This window comes from Stenotrophomonas sp. YJH_SMC_82 (genome assembly GCF_059368875.1).
On the sequence record NZ_JCAFSE010000001.1, the window covers coordinates 488,669 to 508,395 of the forward strand.

Annotated in this window: 17 protein-coding genes; 11 read left to right on the forward strand and 6 right to left on the reverse strand. The window is 66.5% G+C overall.

Features of this window, described 5'->3' with window-relative positions; all coding sequences use genetic code 11:
- Positions 1-41: 41 nt before the first annotated feature.
- Together AC5P53_RS02265 and AC5P53_RS02270 are read right to left on the reverse strand one after the other, a co-directional pair.
- Entirely contained in the window at positions 42-713 is a 672-nt protein-coding gene (locus tag AC5P53_RS02265; RefSeq protein WP_142235130.1) for a response regulator transcription factor, read from the reverse strand.
- A gap of 313 nt (positions 714-1,026) precedes the next feature.
- Positions 1,027-1,128 (reverse strand): class III lanthipeptide, encoded by a 102-nt coding sequence (locus tag AC5P53_RS02270; protein WP_014038605.1) that lies wholly within the window; start codon positions 1,126-1,128, stop codon positions 1,027-1,029.
- A 450-nt stretch (positions 1,129-1,578) separates the two neighbouring features.
- On the opposite strand from AC5P53_RS02270, the gene lanKC reads away from it, so the two are divergent.
- Genes lanKC through AC5P53_RS02295 form a run of 5 tightly spaced genes read left to right on the forward strand, consistent with a single transcriptional unit; the run spans position 1,579 to position 9,276 of the window.
- Positions 1,579-4,299, forward strand: a complete 2,721-nt coding sequence (lanKC, locus tag AC5P53_RS02275; RefSeq protein WP_495227085.1) for a class III lanthionine synthetase LanKC — start codon at positions 1,579-1,581, stop codon at positions 4,297-4,299.
- Positions 4,296-5,939: an ABC transporter transmembrane domain-containing protein gene (locus AC5P53_RS02280; protein ID WP_014648531.1), complete on the forward strand. Its 1,644-nt coding sequence runs from the start codon at positions 4,296-4,298 to the stop codon at positions 5,937-5,939. The genes lanKC and AC5P53_RS02280 overlap by 4 nt, the downstream gene beginning before the upstream one ends.
- A gap of 37 nt (positions 5,940-5,976) precedes the next feature.
- Positions 5,977-7,302: an ABC transporter permease gene (locus tag AC5P53_RS02285; RefSeq protein ID WP_288496756.1), complete on the forward strand. Its 1,326-nt coding sequence runs from the start codon at positions 5,977-5,979 to the stop codon at positions 7,300-7,302.
- Between the two features lie 10 nt (positions 7,303-7,312).
- The gene (locus AC5P53_RS02290; protein ID WP_032958343.1) at positions 7,313-8,527 is read left to right on the forward strand and encodes an FtsX-like permease family protein; all 1,215 of its coding nucleotides are present in this window, start codon (positions 7,313-7,315) and stop codon (positions 8,525-8,527) included.
- 53 nt (positions 8,528-8,580) lie between these two features.
- Positions 8,581-9,276, forward strand: coding sequence for an ABC transporter ATP-binding protein (locus tag AC5P53_RS02295; protein ID WP_142235349.1), 696 nt, complete (start codon positions 8,581-8,583; stop codon positions 9,274-9,276).
- Positions 9,277-9,355: 79 nt separating this feature from the next.
- On the opposite strand, the gene AC5P53_RS02300 is transcribed toward AC5P53_RS02295, so the two are convergent.
- On the reverse strand, positions 9,356-12,706 hold the full coding sequence (locus tag AC5P53_RS02300) for an autotransporter domain-containing protein (RefSeq protein ID WP_495227086.1): 3,351 nt from the start codon (positions 12,704-12,706) through the stop codon (positions 9,356-9,358).
- Positions 12,707-12,880: 174 nt separating this feature from the next.
- Here AC5P53_RS02300 and AC5P53_RS02305 point away from each other — a divergent pair, with 174 nt between their 5' ends.
- The 3 genes from AC5P53_RS02305 to AC5P53_RS02315 all read left to right on the forward strand — a co-directional run bounded on the left by AC5P53_RS02305 (position 12,881) and on the right by AC5P53_RS02315 (position 14,041).
- Entirely contained in the window at positions 12,881-13,294 is a 414-nt protein-coding gene (locus tag AC5P53_RS02305) for an SLOG cluster 4 domain-containing protein (RefSeq protein ID WP_049439235.1), read from the forward strand.
- A gap of 91 nt (positions 13,295-13,385) precedes the next feature.
- On the forward strand, positions 13,386-13,586 hold the full coding sequence (locus tag AC5P53_RS02310) for a hypothetical protein (protein ID WP_032958391.1): 201 nt from the start codon (positions 13,386-13,388) through the stop codon (positions 13,584-13,586).
- Between the two features lie 104 nt (positions 13,587-13,690).
- Positions 13,691-14,041, forward strand: a complete 351-nt coding sequence (locus tag AC5P53_RS02315) for a VOC family protein (RefSeq protein WP_032958352.1) — start codon at positions 13,691-13,693, stop codon at positions 14,039-14,041.
- Between the two features lie 15 nt (positions 14,042-14,056).
- On the opposite strand, the gene AC5P53_RS02320 is transcribed toward AC5P53_RS02315, so the two are convergent.
- Positions 14,057-14,686 (reverse strand): TetR/AcrR family transcriptional regulator, encoded by a 630-nt coding sequence (locus AC5P53_RS02320; protein WP_126411391.1) that lies wholly within the window; start codon positions 14,684-14,686, stop codon positions 14,057-14,059.
- 124 nt (positions 14,687-14,810) lie between these two features.
- Here AC5P53_RS02320 and AC5P53_RS02325 point away from each other — a divergent pair, with 124 nt between their 5' ends.
- On the forward strand, positions 14,811-16,283 hold the full coding sequence (locus AC5P53_RS02325) for an MFS transporter (RefSeq protein ID WP_049404761.1): 1,473 nt from the start codon (positions 14,811-14,813) through the stop codon (positions 16,281-16,283).
- An 11-nt stretch (positions 16,284-16,294) separates the two neighbouring features.
- On the opposite strand, the gene AC5P53_RS02330 is transcribed toward AC5P53_RS02325, so the two are convergent.
- Positions 16,295-16,600: a KGG domain-containing protein gene (locus AC5P53_RS02330; protein ID WP_046432675.1), complete on the reverse strand. Its 306-nt coding sequence runs from the start codon at positions 16,598-16,600 to the stop codon at positions 16,295-16,297.
- A gap of 194 nt (positions 16,601-16,794) precedes the next feature.
- On the opposite strand from AC5P53_RS02330, the gene AC5P53_RS02335 reads away from it, so the two are divergent.
- Positions 16,795-18,279 carry a DUF4434 domain-containing protein gene (locus AC5P53_RS02335; RefSeq protein WP_495227087.1) on the forward strand — a complete coding sequence of 495 codons (1,485 nt, stop codon included), beginning with the start codon at positions 16,795-16,797 and terminating at the stop codon, positions 18,277-18,279.
- A 4-nt stretch (positions 18,280-18,283) separates the two neighbouring features.
- On the opposite strand, the gene AC5P53_RS02340 is transcribed toward AC5P53_RS02335, so the two are convergent.
- Positions 18,284-18,748, reverse strand: a complete 465-nt coding sequence (locus tag AC5P53_RS02340) for a MarR family winged helix-turn-helix transcriptional regulator (protein ID WP_495227088.1) — start codon at positions 18,746-18,748, stop codon at positions 18,284-18,286.
- Between the two features lie 49 nt (positions 18,749-18,797).
- Here AC5P53_RS02340 and AC5P53_RS02345 point away from each other — a divergent pair, with 49 nt between their 5' ends.
- Positions 18,798-19,709 carry a S41 family peptidase gene (locus AC5P53_RS02345; protein ID WP_495227214.1) on the forward strand — a complete coding sequence of 304 codons (912 nt, stop codon included), beginning with the start codon at positions 18,798-18,800 and terminating at the stop codon, positions 19,707-19,709.
- Positions 19,710-19,727: the final 18 nt, after the last annotated feature.

Genomic DNA, 19,727 nt, shown 5'->3' on the forward strand with positions numbered 1-19,727 from the left:
CCCCGGCTGTTGCATTTGCGGCCCGCGCCGATGGCCTTTGATCAGGCCGCGTCGTCGTTCAGCATGTAGCCCAGCCCACGCTTGGACTCGATGCTGACACTGGCCGAGCGCAGGGCGCGGCGCAGGCGTGATACGTGCGGATCCAACACGGTGGTACCGCCGTCGGCGCCGGCCAGGTGCACGGCAGCACTCAGCACTTCATGGCGGACGATCCGGCCCTGGCGGGCGCAAAGCGCTTCCAGCAGCAGCAGCTGGCTGCGCGGCAGGCTCAGGGGCGCACCGCCTACCAATGCCATGCGGTTGGAAAAATCGAACGTGAAATTGCCGATTCTCAGAATGTGGCCGGCATCAGCGTCGAGGCGCCGGGTAATCGCGCGCAGCCGCGCGGCCAGTTCGTCGAACTCGAACGGCGTGGGCAGGTAGTCATCGGCACCGGCATCCAGGCAAGCGATGCAGTCGGCAGCGTGGTTGTGGCGCCCCAACAGCAGAATGGGCAGCCAGGTACGCAAGCCGCGCACGATCTGCACCAGCTTCAGTGAATCGCCTTCGGGCAGCCAGCGGTCGAGAATGAGGGCGCGGTACTCCACGGCGTGTACCGCGGCCTTGGCCAGTGACCAGGTTGCCACGAGGTCCACCAGCATGTTGCGGCTCTGCAATACGTTGCGAAGCGCCTGTGCAAGTTCGGCGTCGTCCATGGCCACGAGGATGCGCATGCTGCGTCTTTTCCTGATTGCTGGATCCGGCGGGCGTGCAGGCGCACTGCGTAGCGTCCGTCATGGTGGTGAGGTCGCAGCGGGGCCGAGCAATGGTCACGGCTGCAGCACGTGCTGCAGCTGGCTGATCATCCCCCCCCCGGGATGCCTGTCCTGGCATTGGCAGATGCAGGACGCGCAGCGCGGGCAGCGGACGGCTGCCTGCCAAGCGATCTCTACGTCGTATGGAGACCTGCCACGTGGCGGTGCATCACGCTGTGGCAGATGTCGAGGTGGTGGGCGCGCACCACCACCTCAGGCAAGCCGGAGAGGCTTAGCCGTTGCAGCAGTTGCTGTCGGAGCTGCTGCAGCTGTTGCCCAGGTTTTCCTGCTGGTTTTCGATCATCAGGCGCTGCAGATTCAGGACGCGATTCATATCAACTCTCCTTAGTCGTACATGGGATCGGGAGGCATGCGTGCCTCCCACGCGTTACGCAATGAAATGATTCACTGCGCGATTGCACCACGCAATCTCAAAGCCCTGTTGCAGTTGCTGAAGAACCCCGGTCTATACGTGGCGGATGGAAAATGGCATTGCCGATTGGAATGAGTCAAGTCAATTGTGGAATGAGAATCGCCTGCGCAATGTAGCGGCAAGGTACGGTGGCAATCATCGATCTGCAGGGACATTCCGGGCGGCTGCATTGCAGCGATAGCCGGCGGATTTCACGCCGTGCTTACGAATGAAGCAGGCAGGGAATCCGCATTCCGCATTTTGCGATGCCTGCAGGCTGGAGCGCCCGCAATGCATCCATCGCGCATGTGCGAGGCGTTCGCGGATGTGTGCACCGGGCAAATGAGCCGTGGAACCGACCAGGGAGAGACGATGTCAGCGCGTCAACGATCACTGCGTGAAGCACGCCACATGGACAAGGCCGCCTATGTGGGGGGCGACGAGCGGTTCTACGAATTGAGCTACAACCAGTACCGGCCCAGCGAAGATTTCCGCAGTATCGTTGAAGCGGAGATCGAGGCGGCCGGCATGGCGTGGACGATCCATCGCATCGGAGTCTGGTCGCACCTGGCGACGCATGGCGACCCGGTCGCCGGCAACCTGCCGCCGCAAGGCTGGAAGATCCACGTTTCAGCCACGCAGGAGAACTGCCAGCGGTTGCTGCGCACCGTCACCCGGATGGCCCTGGCCGAGCGCGTGAAGTTCAAGTTCGCCAATGACATGAACACGATGCGCATGATGAGCTCCAAGCGTTGGCCACGCGGTGGCTCGGGCAAGTTCATCACGCTCTATCCGCTGGACCTTGCGGTCTTCACGCGCTTCATCGAGCAGCTGCATGGGGCGCTGAAGGACGAAGATGGCTCGTACATCCTGTCCGATCGACGCTACAAGGACTGCCGCTGCCTGTATTACCGCTATGGCGGCATGCGCCAGGTGTACCGGCTTGATTTCATCGGCCAGAAGGTGCCGATGCTGGTCGCGCCCGACGGCAGCCATGTTCCCGACCTGCGCAATCCCTATTTCGAGGTGCCTGCCTGGGAAACCGACCCGTTCCCCAGCGAGGATGATCCCGGCGAGATGACGTTGAAGGAGGGCCGCTATCAGGTGCAGGCCGCGCTTGGGTTCTCCAACACGGGCGGGGTCTACCTGGCATTGGATCAGGTCACCGGGGAGGAAGTGGTCATCAAGGAGGCGCGGCCGCATGTGGAAATGCACGGGGAAGGGCTCGACGCCACCAGCCGGCTGGCACGCGAACGACGCAATCTGGAACTGCTGGGCCCGGTGGGCGCCTCGCCGCGCTGCCTGGATGCATTCACCGATTGGGAAAACAGCTATCTGGTGGAAGAGCGCCTGGATGCATTCGATCTTCGCGAGCTGATGCTCAAGCACTCGCCGCTGATGAAGGCCCGTCCCAGTGCACGCGATGGTAGTGACTACTACGGGATGTGCGTGACCATCTTCACCGGTCTGCTTCGCGCGGTCGACCGCGCACACAAGGTGGGAGTGGTGATCGGTGACATCTCGCCGTCCAACATCATGGTCGACCGCAGCAACATGCGTGTGCGCCTGATCGATCTGGAGGCCGCGTTCCTGGACGGCAGCGATGAGTGGGATGACATCCACACGCCCGGATTCCGCCGGATCATGAAGGGTCGCAAGCGCGCCAGCTGTTTCAGGGATGACCGCTATGCGACCGCGGTGGTGATGTTCTACTGCCTGTTCCCGCTGATGGCCATGGCCTACATCCGCACCGACCTGTTCGAGAAGGTGCTGCCGGTGATGATGGAGGACATCGGCTGGCAGTACACGCCAGTGGCCGAGGTCATCCAGGCGCTGGTGGACGACCGTATCGGCCTGGAAGAGGCCGCACAGCTGCTGCAGCAGCCGGCGACCCTGCAGGCGCCGTTCTCGTCGCCGCAGCGCCCGTTACCGGCGCCGCGCCAGTGTATCCGGCGGCTGCTCGCGTTCATGGATGCACACAGCCGGCTGCAGCCGGAGCGGACGCTGTTCCCACTTGACCCGTTCTCGCACTCCACCAACACGATGAGCCTTGGTCTGGGGGCGACCGGTGTGATCCACGCCTTCCATGGGGTGGGTCATCAGCCGTCGCCGGCGGTGATGGAGCGCTATGCGCAGGAGCTGCAGGCCCTGGATCGCACATCGCTACCGCCGGGGTTCCTCACCGGCCTTGCCGGCATCGCCTGGTCGGCGCTGCTGCGTGGCGAGGTGGAACTGGCCCGCAGCCTGCTCGACAGCGCTGACGGCAGTGACCTGTTGCATGCGCATCACTCGCTCTATCACGGCATGGCGGGTATCGGAATGGCGCACCTGGCCATGCATCACGCGACCGGCCTGCCCGGGCATCTCGACAGGGCGCTGTCGCTGGCGCGGCGGCTTGCAGACACCGTCCACCACGGAGAGCGGGGTGCCTACTGGCAGGACGAAGGTGGCGTCCGCATCGGCATGGGTTACGGCCAGGCCGGCGTGGCGCTGTTCCTGCTGAGGCTGTCGCAGCTCAGTGGTGATCCGGCATGGCGCGTGCTTGGCGAGCAGGCACTGCGACACGATCTCTCCTACGGCTTCGAGCTGGAGACCGGAGTGACCACCTTCCCCAGCTCACCGGAAGAGGTCAACACCTATGAACCCTATCTGGAGCAGGGGACTGCGGGCATCGCCAAGGTCGCGATCCGTTACGGCCTGTGGCAGGACGTGAATCGGCTGGTGGATGACTTCCATCGCAAGTATTCCGGCTTCTGCGGCCTGTTGTATGGCCTGTCGGGCATGCTGGATGTGTTTGTCGACGCCCATCTCTACTCCGGTGACCCTAGGTACCTGCAGATGGCGGAGCGACCGTACCAGGGCATCGTCGATCTGTATCTGTTCGAGGAGGAGGAGGGAATGGCGGCGGTGCCGGGCGAGAATCTGTTCCGCATTTCCTTCGACCACGGTACCGGCATCGCCGGAGTGATCCGCGCCCTGCATCGGTACGACACGCTGGCGCCGGACGAGTTCTTCCTGGATGCACTCGATGTGCATGGCGCGGTGGTACGGGAAGTGGACGGAGCCGGGGTGGGGCAGGCGGCGGTTGCATGAATGCGCGCCCGCACCCGGCCGGACAGCCACTTCAGCGCGAGCAGACCGCGCAGCGGCACAGTGTGCGCGCCATCCTCGCCAGCTTCGCGATCCTGCTCGGCCCCCTCCGCGGGCGCTACCTTGCGGTGGCCGCCACCACCGCGATGTTCGGCGGACTGGGCGGGCTGCTGCATCCGCTGCTGATCCGCGCGATCTTCGACGAGGCCGCCAGCCGGCAGGATTTCAATCGCTTCCTGCTGCTTACCGGTGCATATCTGCTGCTGTGCCTGGTGACCAACCTGGGCAACTACAGCTGCGCGCTGTGGCAGCAGCGCGTGGATAACCGCATCGTGGAGCGGATCGGGACCTCGTTGCTGACCGCCTACTATGGCCGCAGTTATGACGAGGTGGTGCAGAAGGGGGCTGGCTACTATGTGGCGCGGATCCGCTCGGACGTGAAGGATGGCGTGGTGCCGATGCTGTCGGTCGCACGCACCACCCTGACCCAGGCGGTGACATTCGTCGCCTTGATCGCAGCCCTGCTGATCATCTCCTGGCGTGCGTTCCTGGTGCTGATGGCCATCATTCCCATCGCCACCACGGTCAGCGTGCTGGTCGGCCGACGCATCCGCGAGCTGACCGTGGTGGAGCGTGACCGCGAGGCCGAACTGGTTTCTTTGCTGACCCGGGCCGTGTCTGCCTTCAAGATGGTCTGTACGTTCGGCCTGGGCCCCAGGACGGTGCAGGCCCATGACCGCAGCCTGCGCGAGGTGCTGGATTCGACCTACCAGCGCTTCAGGGTGGTGAGGACCCTGCAGGGTGCGAGCGACCTGACGATGGTGATCTCGGATGTCTGCTCGATCTTCGTCGGCGCACTGTTCGTGTTCCGCCAACAGATGACACTGGGTTCGTTCATCGCCTTCATGAACGCCTTCTGGCGCTCAGCCACGACGCTCATCGGCATCTTCAAGAACATTGCCGAGATGCACAGCCACGGTGTGGTGGTGGTGCGGGTGGCGGAGTTCATGACCGCGCCGGCAGCCGCGGCGTCGGCCACGCACATCGAGGGTGGTCTGCTGGCGACGTCGATCGGCTACGGGTACGGCGCCACTCCCGTGTTTTCGGATTTCACCCTGGCCCTTTCACCCGGTGAACGTGCACTGGTGATTGGCGACAATGGCAGCGGCAAGACGACCCTGGCCAACGTCCTGGCCGGGTACTTCCAGCCCGTCGCCGGCCAGCTGCTGCGACCGGCGCGTATCCGCGCCATCACGCTTCCTCTGCAGTTCCCTCCGCTGAAGGTGCGCGACCTCGGCGCCGATCCGGTGCTGCTGGCGCGACTGGGGATGGACGGCGACGGGATCGCCGACAGCCTGCCGGAAACCCTGTCGGCAGGGCAGCAGCAGAAGATCGCCCTGGCGATGGTGCTGGGCGAGGATGCCGACCTCTACATTCTTGATGAGCCGGTCGCCAACCTCGATACGGCCAGCCGCGAGATTGCGATGGACGCGATCTTCGCACGCAGCCATGGCCGCATGCTGGTGATGATCATGCACGGCGCCGAGGCCTACCGCGCCCGATTCGATCACGTACACGAACTTGGCAGGTCCATGTGGCAACCGGCACGGGTCACGCCCGTGCACGTCCGGGGAGAGGCATGACATGAAGTCGATACAGGGTGCAGAAAAGGGTGCGGGCATGCGCAGACTGGTCTACTGCGCGCAGGTGGCGCTGCACAATACACTGCGGAGCAAGGCCATCACCGCCCTGATGGTGCTGGCCATCGCGGTGGGAATTGGAGCCAGCATGACCACCTTGACCGTGGTCTACCTGCTGTCCGGCGATCCCTTGCCCGGGCGCAGCGGTGACCTCTACTACCCCCAGCTGGATGCCAATCCGAACTCGAAGGGCCGCGAGCCGTACGACGTGCTGGACTATCGCTCGGCCTTCGACCTGTGGTCGTCCGGGCGCGCGGACCAGCAGACACTGGTGGTTGCCAATCCGGTCAAGCTGCGGCCCGATCAGGGCAGCGCGCCACCGGTCATCCGCTCATCGATCTCCACCACCACCGACTTCGCGACGATGTTCGCGGTGCCGCTGGCACATGGGCGCTGGTGGTCGCGCGAGGAGGATGACGCGCGCGCACGTGTGGTGGTGATCTCGTCGGAGCTCAACGAGCAGATGTTCGGTGGGGGCGACAGTGTGGGGCAGACACTGCGGGTCAAGGACACCGCGATGCGCATCGTGGGCGTGCTCGCGCCCTGGCGACCCTCGCCGCTGTTCTACAAGGTGCGGGGCGGCCGCTTCAGCGGCGGCAACACGTCGGGCTTCTTCGCCTCGGCCGATGATCTGTTCATGCCGCTGACCTCCAGCCTGGAGATCAATGACGGCGACTTCGTGCCGTTCACCTGCTGGTCCACGCCGGAGCAGCGCGGCCGGCTGCAGACCGCGCCGTGTGTCTGGGTACACCTGTGGGTCAAGCTGGACAGCGCCGCCAAGGTGGCCGCCTATCAGCGGTTCCTGCAGAACTATGCCGCTGAGCAGAAGGCCCTGGGCCGGATCAGCCACGCCGACAACACGCGGCTGCGCTCATTGATGCAGTGGCTCGACTTCAACCAGGTGGTACCCAGCGACGTGAAGCTGCAGGCCATCCTGGCCTTCGCCTTCCTCGGGATCTGCATTGCCAATGTGGTCGGTCTGCTGCTGGCGAAGTTCCTGCGCTACAGCGGCGAGATCGGCTTGCGTCGCGCACTGGGCGCAAGCCGCGCGGCGATCTTCCTGCAGTGCGTGGTCGAGGCCGCGCTGGTGGGGGCACTGGGTGGCACGCTGGGCCTGTTGCTGACCTGGCTCGGCCTGAGCGCGGTGCGCAGCCAGCCGGTGGCCTATGCGGACCTGGCGCGGCTTGATACCACCATGCTGCTGTTCACCCTGGCGCTGTCGGTGCTGGCCAGCCTGCTGGCGAGCCTGATTCCCGCGATCCGTGCCAGTGCGGTCCAGCCCATCGCCCAACTGAAGCTTCTGTAGAGGAACCACCATGCAGATCGGCATCGTACTTTCGGCCCTGCGCCGGCACCGCCTGGCGACCTTCCTCATCGCGATGGAGATCGCATTGGCCTGCGCCGTGCTGTGCAACGCGATCTTCCTGATGATCGAGCGGAACGCTGCAATGCAGCTGGTCAGTGGCCTGGACGAGTCACGGCTGGGGGTGATCCAGCTCGACGGCATCGATGCCGAGCGCGCCAACGATGTCAACGCGCGGGTCGTTGGTGCATTGCGGGGGCTGAGCGGCGTGACGGCGGCCGGGCTGGTCAGTGCCATGCCGTTCGGCAGCCCGGGCATACGCGCCGGCGTCAACCTGGACGAGGACCAGCAGGTGCCCGGCGGTGTTCTGGATTTCTACCTGGCCGATGCCGTGGCCCTGGACGCGCTGCAGTTGCACCTGGTGGGGGGGCGCATGCCCGGTGCGGACGAGTTCGCACCGACCGATGAACTGGTGCCGGCCAATCCCCCGGCGCTGGTCACCCAGGAGCTGGCCCAACGTTACTGGCCCGGTGAAAACGCCGTGGGCAAGAGCCTGTGGGCGATGGATACCCGGCTGCGGGTGATCGGCGTGGTCGAGCACATGGCCGTATCCCGCCCCGGCCGCGGTGAAGCCAAGGGCTCGGACTGGTCGGTGATCGTGCCCGCATCGCAGGGGCCGCGCCTGACCGGCCGCTATCTGGTGCGCGCCGAGGCCGGCGACATGAACCGCGTAATGCGCGATGCGCAGCAGGCAATCCGCCGTGTCGCGCCGGACGTGGTGTTCGATGTCGAGGGCAGCCGGCGGATCTCCGAACTGCGCGAGCGGCATTTCGAAGGTGACCGGGTCATGATGGGGCTGCTGGGCGGTGTCATCATCGCACTGCTGGCTGCCACTGCCCTGGGCATAGTCGGACTGGCCAGTTACTGGGTGGAGCAACGTCGCAAGCAGATCGGCATCCGCCGCGCGCTGGGGGCCACGCGCACCGATGTGATGCGCTATTTCCAGATCGAGAACCTGCTGATTGTCTCCATCGGCATCGCGGCCGGGGCTCTGCTGGCCTACGCGATGAACCTGACCCTGATGCGCTTCTACGAACTGCCGCGCCTGCCACTGCTGTACCTGCCGGTGAGTGCGGTGATCCTGCTGCTGCTGGGCCAGGCGGCGGTACTGCTGCCGGCGCTGCGTGCCGCGGCCATCGCGCCGGTGTCGGCCATCCGTTCGTTGTGAGTCCCGCAGCGGCCTTGGCCGGTCGCTGCTTCCATCTGCAAGCGAGAATTCCCATGCTCAGGATGCAAGGCGTCAGCAAAGTGTTCCAGGTGGGTGAAGTCATGACCCATGCATTGCGCTCCATCGACCTGTCGGTGCATGAGGGCGATTTCCTCTCGATTACCGGCCCTTCCGGCTCCGGCAAGTCCACACTGCTGAACATCCTCGGTCTGCTCGAGGGCTTTTCCGGCGGCCACTACGCGATCGGTGGCGTGGATGTTGGCGGCATGCGCGACGCGGCGCTCAGCGCGCTGCGCAACGAGAAGATCGGCTTCGTGTTCCAGGCGTTCAACCTGATTCCGGATCTGACCATCCAGGCCAATGTGGAGGTGCCCCTGCGCTACCGTGGCATGGCGGCAGCCGAATGCAGGCAGCGTGTGGTCTCGGCACTGGCCCAGGTCGGACTGGGCAGCCGCATGTCGCACTATCCCGGCGAACTGTCGGGCGGGCAGCAGCAGCGCGTGGCGATCGCCCGCGCCATCGCGGGCACGCCGGCCCTGCTGCTGGCTGACGAGCCGACCGGAAACCTGGACTCGCAGATGTCGCAGGGGGTCATGGAGATTCTGCGTGAGCTCAACCAGGGCGGCATGACCATCATCATGGTGACGCATGACAAGGAGCTGGCGGCGTGCGCGGGTCGCAGCGTCCACATCGTGGATGGGCAGATCGTCGAGGTCACAGCGCAGGCCATGCAGGCTCTGTGCGCCTGAGCTGAAAGGGAATCACCTGCAAGCAGAAGGGGCGGCCGATCGGCCGCCCCTTCTGTTTTCATCGCACTGCAGGCACAGATCAGAAACGCACGGACCAGCGTGCATTCGCACCATGGTCACGGCTCTCTCTGCCGAACTGGCCGCTGTAGCCCAGCTCCAGCTGCTGGCGCGAGGTGAGCCACGCCGACAGGCCCAGTTCGGCCACCACCGCGTTGTCGGCGATCGGCGCGCCGTTGACCGCGATCGTGGAGCTGCCATTGGCAAACGCAAGGTTGGCGACCTGGCTGCGATCCCCCGAGGCACGACGATAGCCGACGCCCCCGCGCAGGTGCAGCCAGCTGTCCTGCTGGAACGAAGCCTTCAGCCCCTTGTCGAAGCGCACGCCGGCGGTGGCGATCGTGGTTCCGGTGTCGTCCACCTTGCCCTGCAGCGCCGCTGCTCCACCGCGTTCGCTGATGCGCTTGAGGTCCACTTCCACGCGCGCCACCTGCAGGTACGGCTCCAGCCCGGCTTCGGGGCCACCGAAGCGATAACCAGCTTCGATGAAGGCCTGGCGGGTGCGGGCGTCGTGACGCGCGCTCAGGCTGTCACTGAAACCTGCGAAGGCGACTTCACGCGTGCTCTTCACCTCGTGCTTGCTCCACGCCACACCACCGCGCAGGCCGAAGCCGCCCCAGGTGTGGCTGGCATAGGCACCGAAGTGCGTGTTGTCGATCTTCGACTTGGCGCGGCGGTCCTGCTGCTTGACGTCGGTACGGCCGGTACCGGCCAGCACGCCGACCTGCCAGCCGGAGAACTCGCGGTCGATGCCGACCAGCAGGCCGTTGCTGTTGGCCTCGGTGCGGGCGGTGTTGACGTCACCGTCCAGCCTGCTGTTGCCACCGATGGCCTGCACCCATGCGCCCGTCGCATCACCCACGTCGCTGCCGGGTGCGGCGGCGCCGGCCCGGCGTGACAACGCGGCATCGCGCACGTAGCGGCTGCCCTCGACCAGGGCGATGGCCGTGGCCGGATGCAGCTCGCCGCTGAGGCCATCGAGCACGCCACCGACCTGCTGCGGGAACAGCTGGGTCAGCGGCTTGGGCAGGCCCTGGGCGATCGGCAGCAGGTCGGCGGCGGCCGCCACCGCACGCTGGTTGGGCGTGTTGGCAGCCGTGGCCAGCGAAGCGCCACGGGCAACGTCGATGCGCGTGCCATTGGCACCGTAGGCCAGGCTGAACTGCAGGAAGGGCGAGAACGCACTGAAGTCGGTCTTGGCGAACTGGCCGCTGATGCCACCGTCGGCACGCAGGACGTTGAACTGTTCGCCGAGGTAATACACGCCCGGTTCCGGCAGGGCGACCAGGGTGCCGCCGAGGGTGGCGGTGCCGGTCACGTGCAGCTGGTCACTGCGACTACCCGGTGCCAGCTCCGCCGCATACACGCCGGTGGCGCCCTGCACGTAGTTGCCGTTGATGGTCAGCGTGCCGATCGAGTTGCCCGGCGCGATGATGCCGTCCACGCGGGTGTTGCCGAGCGTGCCGACGCCCTTCAGCAGGCCATCGGCGCCGACGGTGGTGGTGCCACCGGTCTGCGTGCCGTTGAAGGACACCACGCCGCCGTTGACTACCAGGTTGCTGTTATCCAGCACGCCGCTGGTGCTGACCGTGCTGACGCCACCGGTGGTGGTCAGGGCGGTGGAGACCAGCCTGCCGTTGAGCAGCAGCCGGCCACCCTGGACCTCGACCGCCGAGGTGAGCGTGTTGGCGCCGTTCAACTCCAGCATGCCGTCCTGCACCACGGCGCCGTTGAAGCTGTTGTTGCCGCTCAGGCGCAGCCAACCGATACCGGATTTGGTCAGCTTGCCGGGGCCGCCGATGTCGTTGGTCCAGTTGTCCCACGCATCGCCTTCCCAGACCTTCAGGCCGCCGGCCCTCTGGTTCATCACCACGTTGGTGTCCACGCGCAGCGAGCCATAGCCCTCGATGGCCTTGCGCAGGTCGACCATGCCCCAGCCGTAGATTGCATCGATGCCTGGCGCGCCGAGATCGCGTGCGGTGGTCAACAGCACGTCGCGGACCTGGGCGTTGTCCAGGTACGGGAAGCGCTCCATCAGCAGGCCGAGGGCGCCGGTGATATGGGGGGCGGCCATCGACGTGCCGGTCTTGGTGCCGTAGACGTAGTTGGTGTTCTCGCTGTCGATGATCAGCCGCACGTAGGCGGAGGTGTTCTCGATGCGGCCCTGGATATCGCCGGAGACGATGGTGCTGACGATATCGGTACCGGGGGCCGAGATGCACCAGTTGGCGGCAACCCCGCAGATGCTGGAACTGCCATCGATCACGTAGTCGGTTTCACCTGCGGCGGCGTCGGGCCGGCGGACATTGGCGACCGCCAGCCAGTACGGTTCCAGTTCGGGCTTCCAGCGCGGCATCGAGGCGGTGATGCCGGCAACCGCACCGCTGCCGTTGCCAGCCGACCACACCTGGATGAGAGTGGAGCCTGGGGCATTGCCGTTGTTGGCGTAGATGCTGCCGTACACGCCGTAGTCGGCACCAATGCTGGCGTACTGCTGGTCCAGCGCGGCGGCGGTCATGTTGCGCGTGGAAATGCCCCAGCTGTGATTGATGGCGCGTACACCCTGCGCCTGGATCTGCGCATACATGTCCAGCGTGGCGGCATCATCCGGATCGGTGCGGTACACCGCGCGCGGACGATAGAACCTGTCCGGGTCCAGGCGCCACTCGTAGTAGGTGTCACCGAACACGCGGGCGGCAGTGAGATCCGCACCAAAGGCCACGCCATGCATGCCGGTGCCATTGCGGTTGGCGCCGATGGTGCCAAGCACATGCGTGCCGTGATCGGCGTAGCTGAAGCCATAGGGCTGGCCGGCGGCGATCAGGCGTGCCGCCAGTGAGGCCGGAACGCCGGCGCCCAGTCCGTAGTAGTTGTAGCCGGGCTGTTCGCCGCGGGTCTGCCCGCAGGCGCCGGCCCCTGCGACCACGCCCGGCGTCGCACAGTCGGCACCGATGGTGATGCTGGAGGTATTGCGTCCTGCAAACTCCGGATGCGCCAGTGCGGAGCCCGAGTCGAACAGCGCCAGGCGTACGCCCTTGCCGGTCAGGCCGCGCGCATAGGCGTAGTCCGCGCCCATCGCGCCCAGGCCCCAATCGGCGTTGAATTCGTCGCTGCGCCAGCTGGCCGGATCGCCGGGATTGCCAAGAACGGCGGTGCTGCTGGCGGCAGCTGCCGTGGCCGTGGTTGCAGGTGCGGTGCTGGCAGCGGGCTGCGCCCACGCGGCCTGCAGCTGGCGCTGCTGCTGCCAGGCCTCGAGTGATTCGCTGGCCATGGCTGGCAGTGCGGTGGCCAGCAGCAGCGAGCTGGCGACGGCAAGCGCCAGCGGGCGATGCGACAGGGAGCGGGACGAACGGCCGTACAGCGGGTGATTCATCGGACAACTTCCTTGGTTGACGGACAACAAGGCCGTTAACGCCAAGGCATGGCGATATCCCCCAGTAATGTGAAGGGAATTTTATGAACGTGTTAATGTTTTGTGATCGGTGCATGGTGCGGCTCCAGCGGGCAGGGCACCGTGACCCTTCCTTCCGAGGCTTCGGAACCGCCCATGCGTACCGCATTCCGTAAACCACCGTTGGCGATATTGGGCGGTGCCGATCCTGGCAGCGACGCGTTCGAGCGCGCAGCTGGTGGCCAGGTGCCCAGCGTCATCCCGGAAGGCAGCATGCCGCCGGCCGACTGGCCGGCCACGGTGGTGGTGCCCTGTGGCATGGGGGATGCGCGCAACCTGATCATGGCCCTTGCCGGTGATGCCTGCATCGTCAGCGGTGGGCGCGCCTGCACGATCTCGGAGGTTTGGCTGCACAAGCGGCCGCTGCTGCCGCTTGCAGGGGCAGGTGGCGGGTCCGACGCGCTGCCGGACACCCCGCCGGACGAGCGCGGCAATTCGCCGATCCTGCCGTGGCGCAACAGTGATGAGCTGGCCGGGCAACTGCGTGTCCTGGGAATGCTGCAACACTGAGTCCAGCCGCATCCGCCTTCACCCAACGTCCCGGGTGCAGCGCTAAGGTGGCCCGGCCTGGGCTCACCAGGCTTATCAAGGAGTGATGTCGATGCGTACTTTCAGGAAAGTGATCGCCGGTGCTGTGTTCGCGTTGGCCTGCAGTGGGTCGGTGGCCGTGGCCGGACCGGTCCAGCCCTGCGATTTTCCCTGCTGGAAGGCCTACCAGGCGTGTGTAGCCGGTGGGGGTGATGCCATGGAATGCCAGTACGAATACGATCGATGCGTCATGGAGCGCTGCGGCGCGGTGTAAGCCCAGCCATGATCGGCTGATGACGGGCCCCGTCCATGACGGGGCTCTTCTGTTTGTGCGCAGGGTCGGGCACTCTCGGCGCATTCTTCCTGGTGGAGTGGAACATGGCCGTCATGCGTGTCGTCGCCAACATCGCCACGTCTGATCCCGCCCGCGCCGCTGCATTCTATGGCGAGCTGCTCGGCATGCCGGTGGTGATGGACCATGGCTGGATCGTCACCCATGGCGGGCAGGGCAGTGCGCTGGCGCAGGTCAGCTTCGCCAGCGAAGGGGGTTCCGGCGCACCGGTGCCGGACCTGTCTATCGAAGTGGACAACCTGCAGGAGGTGCTGGAACGCATGCACGCGGCTGGCATCGCGCTGGACTATGGGCCGGCCGACGAGCCCTGGGGCGTGCGGCGCTTCTTCGTCCGTGACCCGTTCGGCCGGCTGTTGAACATCCTCGCCCACGCCTGAGCGACGGTGGGCGCTTCAGCGACGGGTGCCGCCACGCTTCGGCGCCGGCGACACGCCGACCATGCGCAGGCAATCGGCCACCACCGCCGCAATGAAGGTGTCGGCGTCCTGCGTGGGCGCAGCGATCAGGTCATCGGTGGCGCCATGTACGCCGGCATAGATCAGCGAGGCCGTGATCTGCGGTGCCGGCAGCTGCCACAGGCCTGCACGGGTGCCCGCCTCGAGGATGTCGAGCAGCTGCTGCTGGATGGCGTTGCGCTCGGCATTGCCGCGCTGGTGGTGGTGATGGTTGGCGTAGACGACGTCGTGCAGTGCGTGCGTGCGCACATAGGTCTCGATGTTGGCGCGGATCCAGGCGCACAGTCGCGCCACGCCATCGTGGGCAGGCTGCTGCTGAACGGCATGGTCGACCTCGGCCATGAACTGCAGCGTGTAGCGCTGCGCCAGCGCCTGCAGGATCTCGGTGCGCGAGGCGAAGTAGGTATAGAACGTGCCCTTGGCCACGTCGGCGGCGGCCACGATGTCACTGATGGTGGTCGCTTCCACGCCCTGTGACAGGAACAGCGCCAGCGCGGCGTCCATCAGCTCTTCCTGGCGGGTTTCAGCGGGTTTGGTGCGGGGCCTGGCGACGGCGGGAATCTGCATGGGGCGGGGTCCGGGTGCGACGGTCGCCATTCTAGCTTCCTCCGGCAATGACTGACCGCCGGTCATTGACTGACGGTCAGTCAGCAAACTACGATGCGCGCACGCTCCCTCCCGGCATCCGCACATGCAACGCTTCCGACGGCCGGCCCTGGTGCTGGCGGCCTACCTGGGCACCTTCCTCGCCTCGCTGGACATCAGCATCGTCAACGTCGCGCTGCCGACGCTGCAGCAGGCACTGCACACCGACATGGCCGGGCTGCAGTGGGTGATCAACGCCTATGCCATCGCCCTGTCCGCAGTGATGCTGTCGGCGGGGCCGCTGGGTGACCGCTATGGCCACCGCCGCATGTGGCTGCTCAGCGTGGCGACCTTCACCGTGGGCTCGCTGCTGTGTGCCTGCGCAGGCAGTCTTTCCGCACTGGTGGCGGGGCGGGCGGTGCAGGGGGTGGCCGGCGCCCTGCTGATCCCGAGTGCGATGCCGATCCTCAGCCATGCATTCCCTGATCCGCGCCAGCGTGCACGCGCGATCGGGGGCTGGTCGGCGTTCAGCGCGCTGGCGCTGGTGCTGGGGCCGCTGCTGGGAGGCGAACTGGTGCAGCGCGCAGGTTGGCCCAGCATCTTCCTGATCAACCTGCCGCTGGGCCTGCTTGCACTCGCGCTGGGGGCCTGGGGCATTCCTGAGCGACGGCATCCGCAGCACGCCGCGCTGGACCCGGCCGGGCAGCTGCTCAGCATCGTCGCGCTGGGTGCACTCAGTTACGGCCTGATCGCGATCGGCGAGCACGGCCTGCTGGCACCTTCGACCCTGCTGGCGCTCGGCATCGCAGCATCCGGCCTGGCGCTGTTTGCGTGGGTCGAGCGCCGCGTGGCGCGGCCGCTGCTGCCGCTGGACCTGTTGGCGAAGCCGGGTTTCGGCATGCTCAACCTGGCCTCGTTCGTGCTTGGATTCACCGCTTATGCGAGCCTGTTCTTCCTGTCGCTGTTCTTCCAGCAGGCGCAGGGACATGGGGCTGCGCAGGCCGGTGCGCAGCTGGTACCGCAGTTCGTGCTGATGGCGGTGGTGTCGCTGCTGTTCGGCCGTCTGGCGGCGTGGTTCGGGCTGCATGCCGCGCTGGTGACGGGCTATGCAATGACAGGCATGGCGCTGTGTGCGATTGCCACGTTCGAGCCGACTACAGCGCACGGCCAGGCCAGCGCACTGCTGATGCTGCTCGGCACTGGCATGGGACTGGCGGTGCCTGCGACCGGCATGGCAGTGATGTCATGCGTACCGGCCGAGCGTGCCGGCATTGCGTCGGCCACGATGAACGCGCTGCGCCAGGCGGGCATGAGCCTTGGCATCGCGCTGCTGGGCAGCCTGATGGGCCTGCGCGCGGTACGCCAGTTCACTGCGACCGCGCAGGCGGCAGGGCAGCCCGCAGTGGCCGCACAGGCGCGCACGCTGATCCTGCAGCCGTCGTCACTGCTGCCGGGGACGCAGATACTGGCCTGGTACCGCGGCGCGATGGCCAGCGGTTTCGGCTGGGCGATGGCTGTCGCCGGCGTGCTGGCCCTGTTGGCGGCGCTCGCCCTGTACCGCCAGTGCAGGCGCGCCTGAGCACGCTGCGGTCAGCCCTGCTGGCGTTGCGGCCCTTCCTTCGTCGGCGCGGGTTCGGCCGCGTGCTGCCGCTGTTGCCGTGCATTGGCGTGGCGCGCGTGCCCGCCTTCGCGGCCGATCGCTGCCATGTGCTGGCGATTGCGGCTGATCGCCTCGCCGCCCTTGCGGCCCGCCACGCGTGCCTCGGCCGGGCTGAACTCATGTGCATTGCCGGACGCATGCGCGGCGCGTCCACCCTTTGCGGCAATCGCGCGCTGCTTGTCCCGGTCCATCGAAGCGAAGCCGCGATGGGAGGTGCCGTGATGCTGGTCAGCCATGTGAAGGCTCCCGGTGCATGGAAGGGGAGCTCATCCTTGCGTGTGCCCGGCTAAGGCAGTGTCCGCACCGGCGGTGCTGCCCTCACGCCACGCCGCACCGGCTTTCACGGCGCAACTACGCCGCTGCGCGATGAGCGCCGCTTGGCTAGGATAGACCGGCATGGCGGATGACCGCCCAGACAGGAAAGGACGCCATGGACAGATTCGGATGGCTTGTACTGCTGGCCTGCGCTGCACCGGCCCATGCGGACACTGCGCTGCTGAGCGGCAGTTTCGTTCACTTCGGTTACTCGTCCACCGATGAGCAGCTGCCAGCGGCGCAGCTGCCGCTGTTCCTCGACGAACTGCGGGACCTGGGCAACGACACGCTCATCATCGGCCAGACCCGCGCCACCCGTGCCGGCGTGGGCTGCGCCAGCAGCGCGCAGGATTTCGAATGGATCGCCGGCTTCCCGGCCAAGCTGGGCACGGTGCTGGACGCGGCCGCAGCGCGTGGGATGAAGGTCGTGGTCGGCACCACCTACAGTTCGGGCCAGTGTGCGGCATTCTGGCAGGGCTCTAACGCTGCAGCGGTGGCGCAGGACGCAGCGCAGTCGATGGCGCAGCTGGCCCAGCAGTACGCGATGCATCCGGCATTCGCCGGCTGGTACATCACCGATGAGCCCGCGCAGGTACCGGCCGAGCGTGCGTCGTTCTATCGTTCAATCGTTTCCACACTGAAAGCGGCGACGCCATCCAGGCCGGTGATGGTGGCGCCCTATCTGGCATCCTCCAGCGTCGACCCGGCCAGCGTGGCCAGTGCTGCGCTACGGTTTCGCTCTGCCACGGGGGTCGACGTGCAGATCTGGCAGGACGGCATCGGCGCGGCGTCGCACGCGAAACTGTTCCAGTGGGATCGACCGGGCTATTCCACCGAGCAGTACTACCAGGCGTTGTCGGCGCAGCTGGGCGCCAGCGCTGTGTGGGCCGACATCGAGCTGTTCAACCATGGCAGCCCGCTGTTCCTTGATACCGGTAACGGCCTGTCCGGTGCATACCGGTCGGCGTCGGTGCAGCGCATCAACCAGCAGTTGTGGAGCGCGCGTTCGGCTGGCAAGCGCGTTGCCTGGCTCAACCAGTACCACATGTCCGAAGTGGTCGGCCCCGGCCAGGGCTACGGCGAGGCGCCGCGGATGATGAACACCTATCGCGGGTTGTACGGGTTGGGTGCCTCGTACATCGTCGATCCGGTGCAGACCACCTATCACTACAGCGTGGCGCCGGCGACCAGCTATCCCGACGGCAGCGGCCATGAGCTGTTCGACCGCCGTGTAGGCGACCCGCGCAATCCGATGGACGCGGGTTGGGTAGGCGTGCACGGCAACGTCAGCATCACCATCGACCTGGGCCAGCGCCGACGGGTGGACTGGATCGGCCTGCACACGATGACCCGCCCGGCCTGGGGCATCGTCACGCCGATGTCGGTGGAGGTGATGTGCGCCGAGCCCGGAACTGCCGCCGTAACGATCGGCACGCTGTCGGCACCCTTCACCCAGTCCGGCGTGATGGGCTCGACCGAAGAGGAGTACGTGCTCGGCAATGCAGCCCCCCTGGCTGCGCAATGCCGCACGCTGGAGCTGCGCGTGGCCAACGGCCGCTGGACCTTCCTCAGCGAGATCGAGATGGCTGCAGAGCAGTAACGCCTCAGCGCCGGCGGGCGTCCTGCAGGCGCTGTGCGAAGGGCCGTTGTTCGAGCGCCACCAGTGCTTTGCGCAGCACCTGCTCCAACGACTGCCCCAGATCGGCATCGAGGCTGCGTGCCGCCACTGCGGTGGCCTGCCATTGCGCATGCAGCACGGGCATCGCGCGCTGCGCGCGCGGGCTCAACTGCAGGATGCGTTCGCGCCCGTCGTCACCATTGGCAGTGTGCAGCCAACCATCGCGCACCATCGCCGCCACGGTCTGGCTGAGCGCCGAATGGCTGAGCCCGCAGGCCAGCGCGAGGTCCTTGATCCGGCAGGGGCCCTGCGCCATCAGCGTGCGCAGCACCGGCGTGTAGCGCGGCCGGTAGTCCAGTTGCAGGTGCCGGTAGGCCTGCTCGACGGCCGGGTCCAGCTGGTCCAGCAGTGCGCGCAGCAGGGTACCCAGCGTGGCGTGTTGGAGATCCATGAGTGGGATGATATATAAGCGCTTATATATCCTCAATGCGGGGTGGATGATGGCGGTCTCCTGGATGCTCGGCGCGCTGCTGGCGACGGCCTGCCCGGCGCAGGATGCGGTGCTGCAGGCGGCCGCCAGCGCCGTGCAGGCGCAGTACCTGGACGAGGCGGAGGCCGCCCGCATCGCCGATGCCCTGCGCAGCTGGTCGGCGCAGCAGCGGTATGCGGGCAGCTGTTCGGATCCTGCTGCGTTCAGCGCACGCCTGAACCAGGACCTGGACATGTTCGATGGCCACTTCCACGTTGAGCGCGTGGACGCAGCTGCCGGCCAGGACGACTGGTTGATGGCCTGGCGTGCCGATGCCCGCAGCAATGGTGCCGGTGTGCGCGAGGTGCGGGTGCTGGAAGGCAACATTGGCTACCTGCGGTTGAGTACTTTTTACCCGCTGGATCTGGCGCGGCCGAAGTTCGCTGCGGCCTTCACGCTGCTGGCCGACACCGATGGCCTGGTGCTGGATCTGCGCCAGAACGGGGGAGGCGACGATGCAAGTGCCGACCTGCTGGTGCGCACGCTGCTGGACGCGAAGATCGGCGCGGTGCAGCAGCTGGACCAGCGTGGCCGGCGCACGCCGGTACCGCTGCCGCCTGCCAGCCTGCCTGTGTACCTGAAGCCGCTGGTGGTGCTGATCGACCGGCGTACCGGTTCGGCGGCCGAGTTCGTCGCCTATTCGCTGCAGGCCCTGGGCCGCGCGCGCATTGTCGGCACGCGCAGTGGCGGTGCCGCGCATATGTTTGGTGATCCTGTGCTGCTGCCCGATGGCTATCAGATCAGCATTCCCGACCGGCAACCGATCAATCTGCGCACCGGCGGCAACTGGGAAGGCACCGGCGTGAGGCCTGATGTGGCCGGCGGCGACGATCCGCTGTTCATCGCGCGGCAACTGCTGGCGCCTGAGAAGTCGTCAAGATGAACGCACGATTGCATGGCT

Bases quoted from the DNA above. Each gene is read 5' to 3' on its own strand.
- AC5P53_RS02265 (WP_142235130.1), bottom strand. From the start codon at position 713: ATGCGCATCCTCGTGGCCATGGACGACGCCGAACTTGCACAGGCGCTT.
- AC5P53_RS02310 (WP_032958391.1), top strand. From the start codon at position 13,386: ATGCGTACTTTCAGGAAAGTGATCGCCGGTGCTGTGTTCGCGTTGGCC.
- AC5P53_RS02325 (WP_049404761.1), top strand. From the start codon at position 14,811: ATGCAACGCTTCCGACGGCCGGCCCTGGTGCTGGCGGCCTACCTGGGC.
- lanKC (WP_495227085.1), top strand. From the start codon at position 1,579: ATGTCAGCGCGTCAACGATCACTGCGTGAAGCACGCCACATGGACAAG.
- AC5P53_RS02295 (WP_142235349.1), top strand. From the start codon at position 8,581: ATGCTCAGGATGCAAGGCGTCAGCAAAGTGTTCCAGGTGGGTGAAGTC.
- AC5P53_RS02305 (WP_049439235.1), top strand. From the start codon at position 12,881: ATGCGTACCGCATTCCGTAAACCACCGTTGGCGATATTGGGCGGTGCC.
- AC5P53_RS02320 (WP_126411391.1), bottom strand. From the start codon at position 14,686: ATGCAGATTCCCGCCGTCGCCAGGCCCCGCACCAAACCCGCTGAAACC.
- AC5P53_RS02270 (WP_014038605.1), bottom strand. From the start codon at position 1,128: ATGAATCGCGTCCTGAATCTGCAGCGCCTGATGATCGAAAACCAGCAG.
- AC5P53_RS02340 (WP_495227088.1), bottom strand. From the start codon at position 18,748: ATGGATCTCCAACACGCCACGCTGGGTACCCTGCTGCGCGCACTGCTG.
- AC5P53_RS02285 (WP_288496756.1), top strand. From the start codon at position 5,977: ATGCGCAGACTGGTCTACTGCGCGCAGGTGGCGCTGCACAATACACTG.
- AC5P53_RS02290 (WP_032958343.1), top strand. From the start codon at position 7,313: ATGCAGATCGGCATCGTACTTTCGGCCCTGCGCCGGCACCGCCTGGCG.
- AC5P53_RS02315 (WP_032958352.1), top strand. From the start codon at position 13,691: ATGGCCGTCATGCGTGTCGTCGCCAACATCGCCACGTCTGATCCCGCC.
- AC5P53_RS02345 (WP_495227214.1), top strand. From the start codon at position 18,798: ATGGCGGTCTCCTGGATGCTCGGCGCGCTGCTGGCGACGGCCTGCCCG.
- AC5P53_RS02280 (WP_014648531.1), top strand. From the start codon at position 4,296: ATGAATGCGCGCCCGCACCCGGCCGGACAGCCACTTCAGCGCGAGCAG.
- AC5P53_RS02300 (WP_495227086.1), bottom strand. From the start codon at position 12,706: ATGAATCACCCGCTGTACGGCCGTTCGTCCCGCTCCCTGTCGCATCGC.
- AC5P53_RS02335 (WP_495227087.1), top strand. From the start codon at position 16,795: ATGGACAGATTCGGATGGCTTGTACTGCTGGCCTGCGCTGCACCGGCC.
- AC5P53_RS02330 (WP_046432675.1), bottom strand. From the start codon at position 16,600: ATGGCTGACCAGCATCACGGCACCTCCCATCGCGGCTTCGCTTCGATG.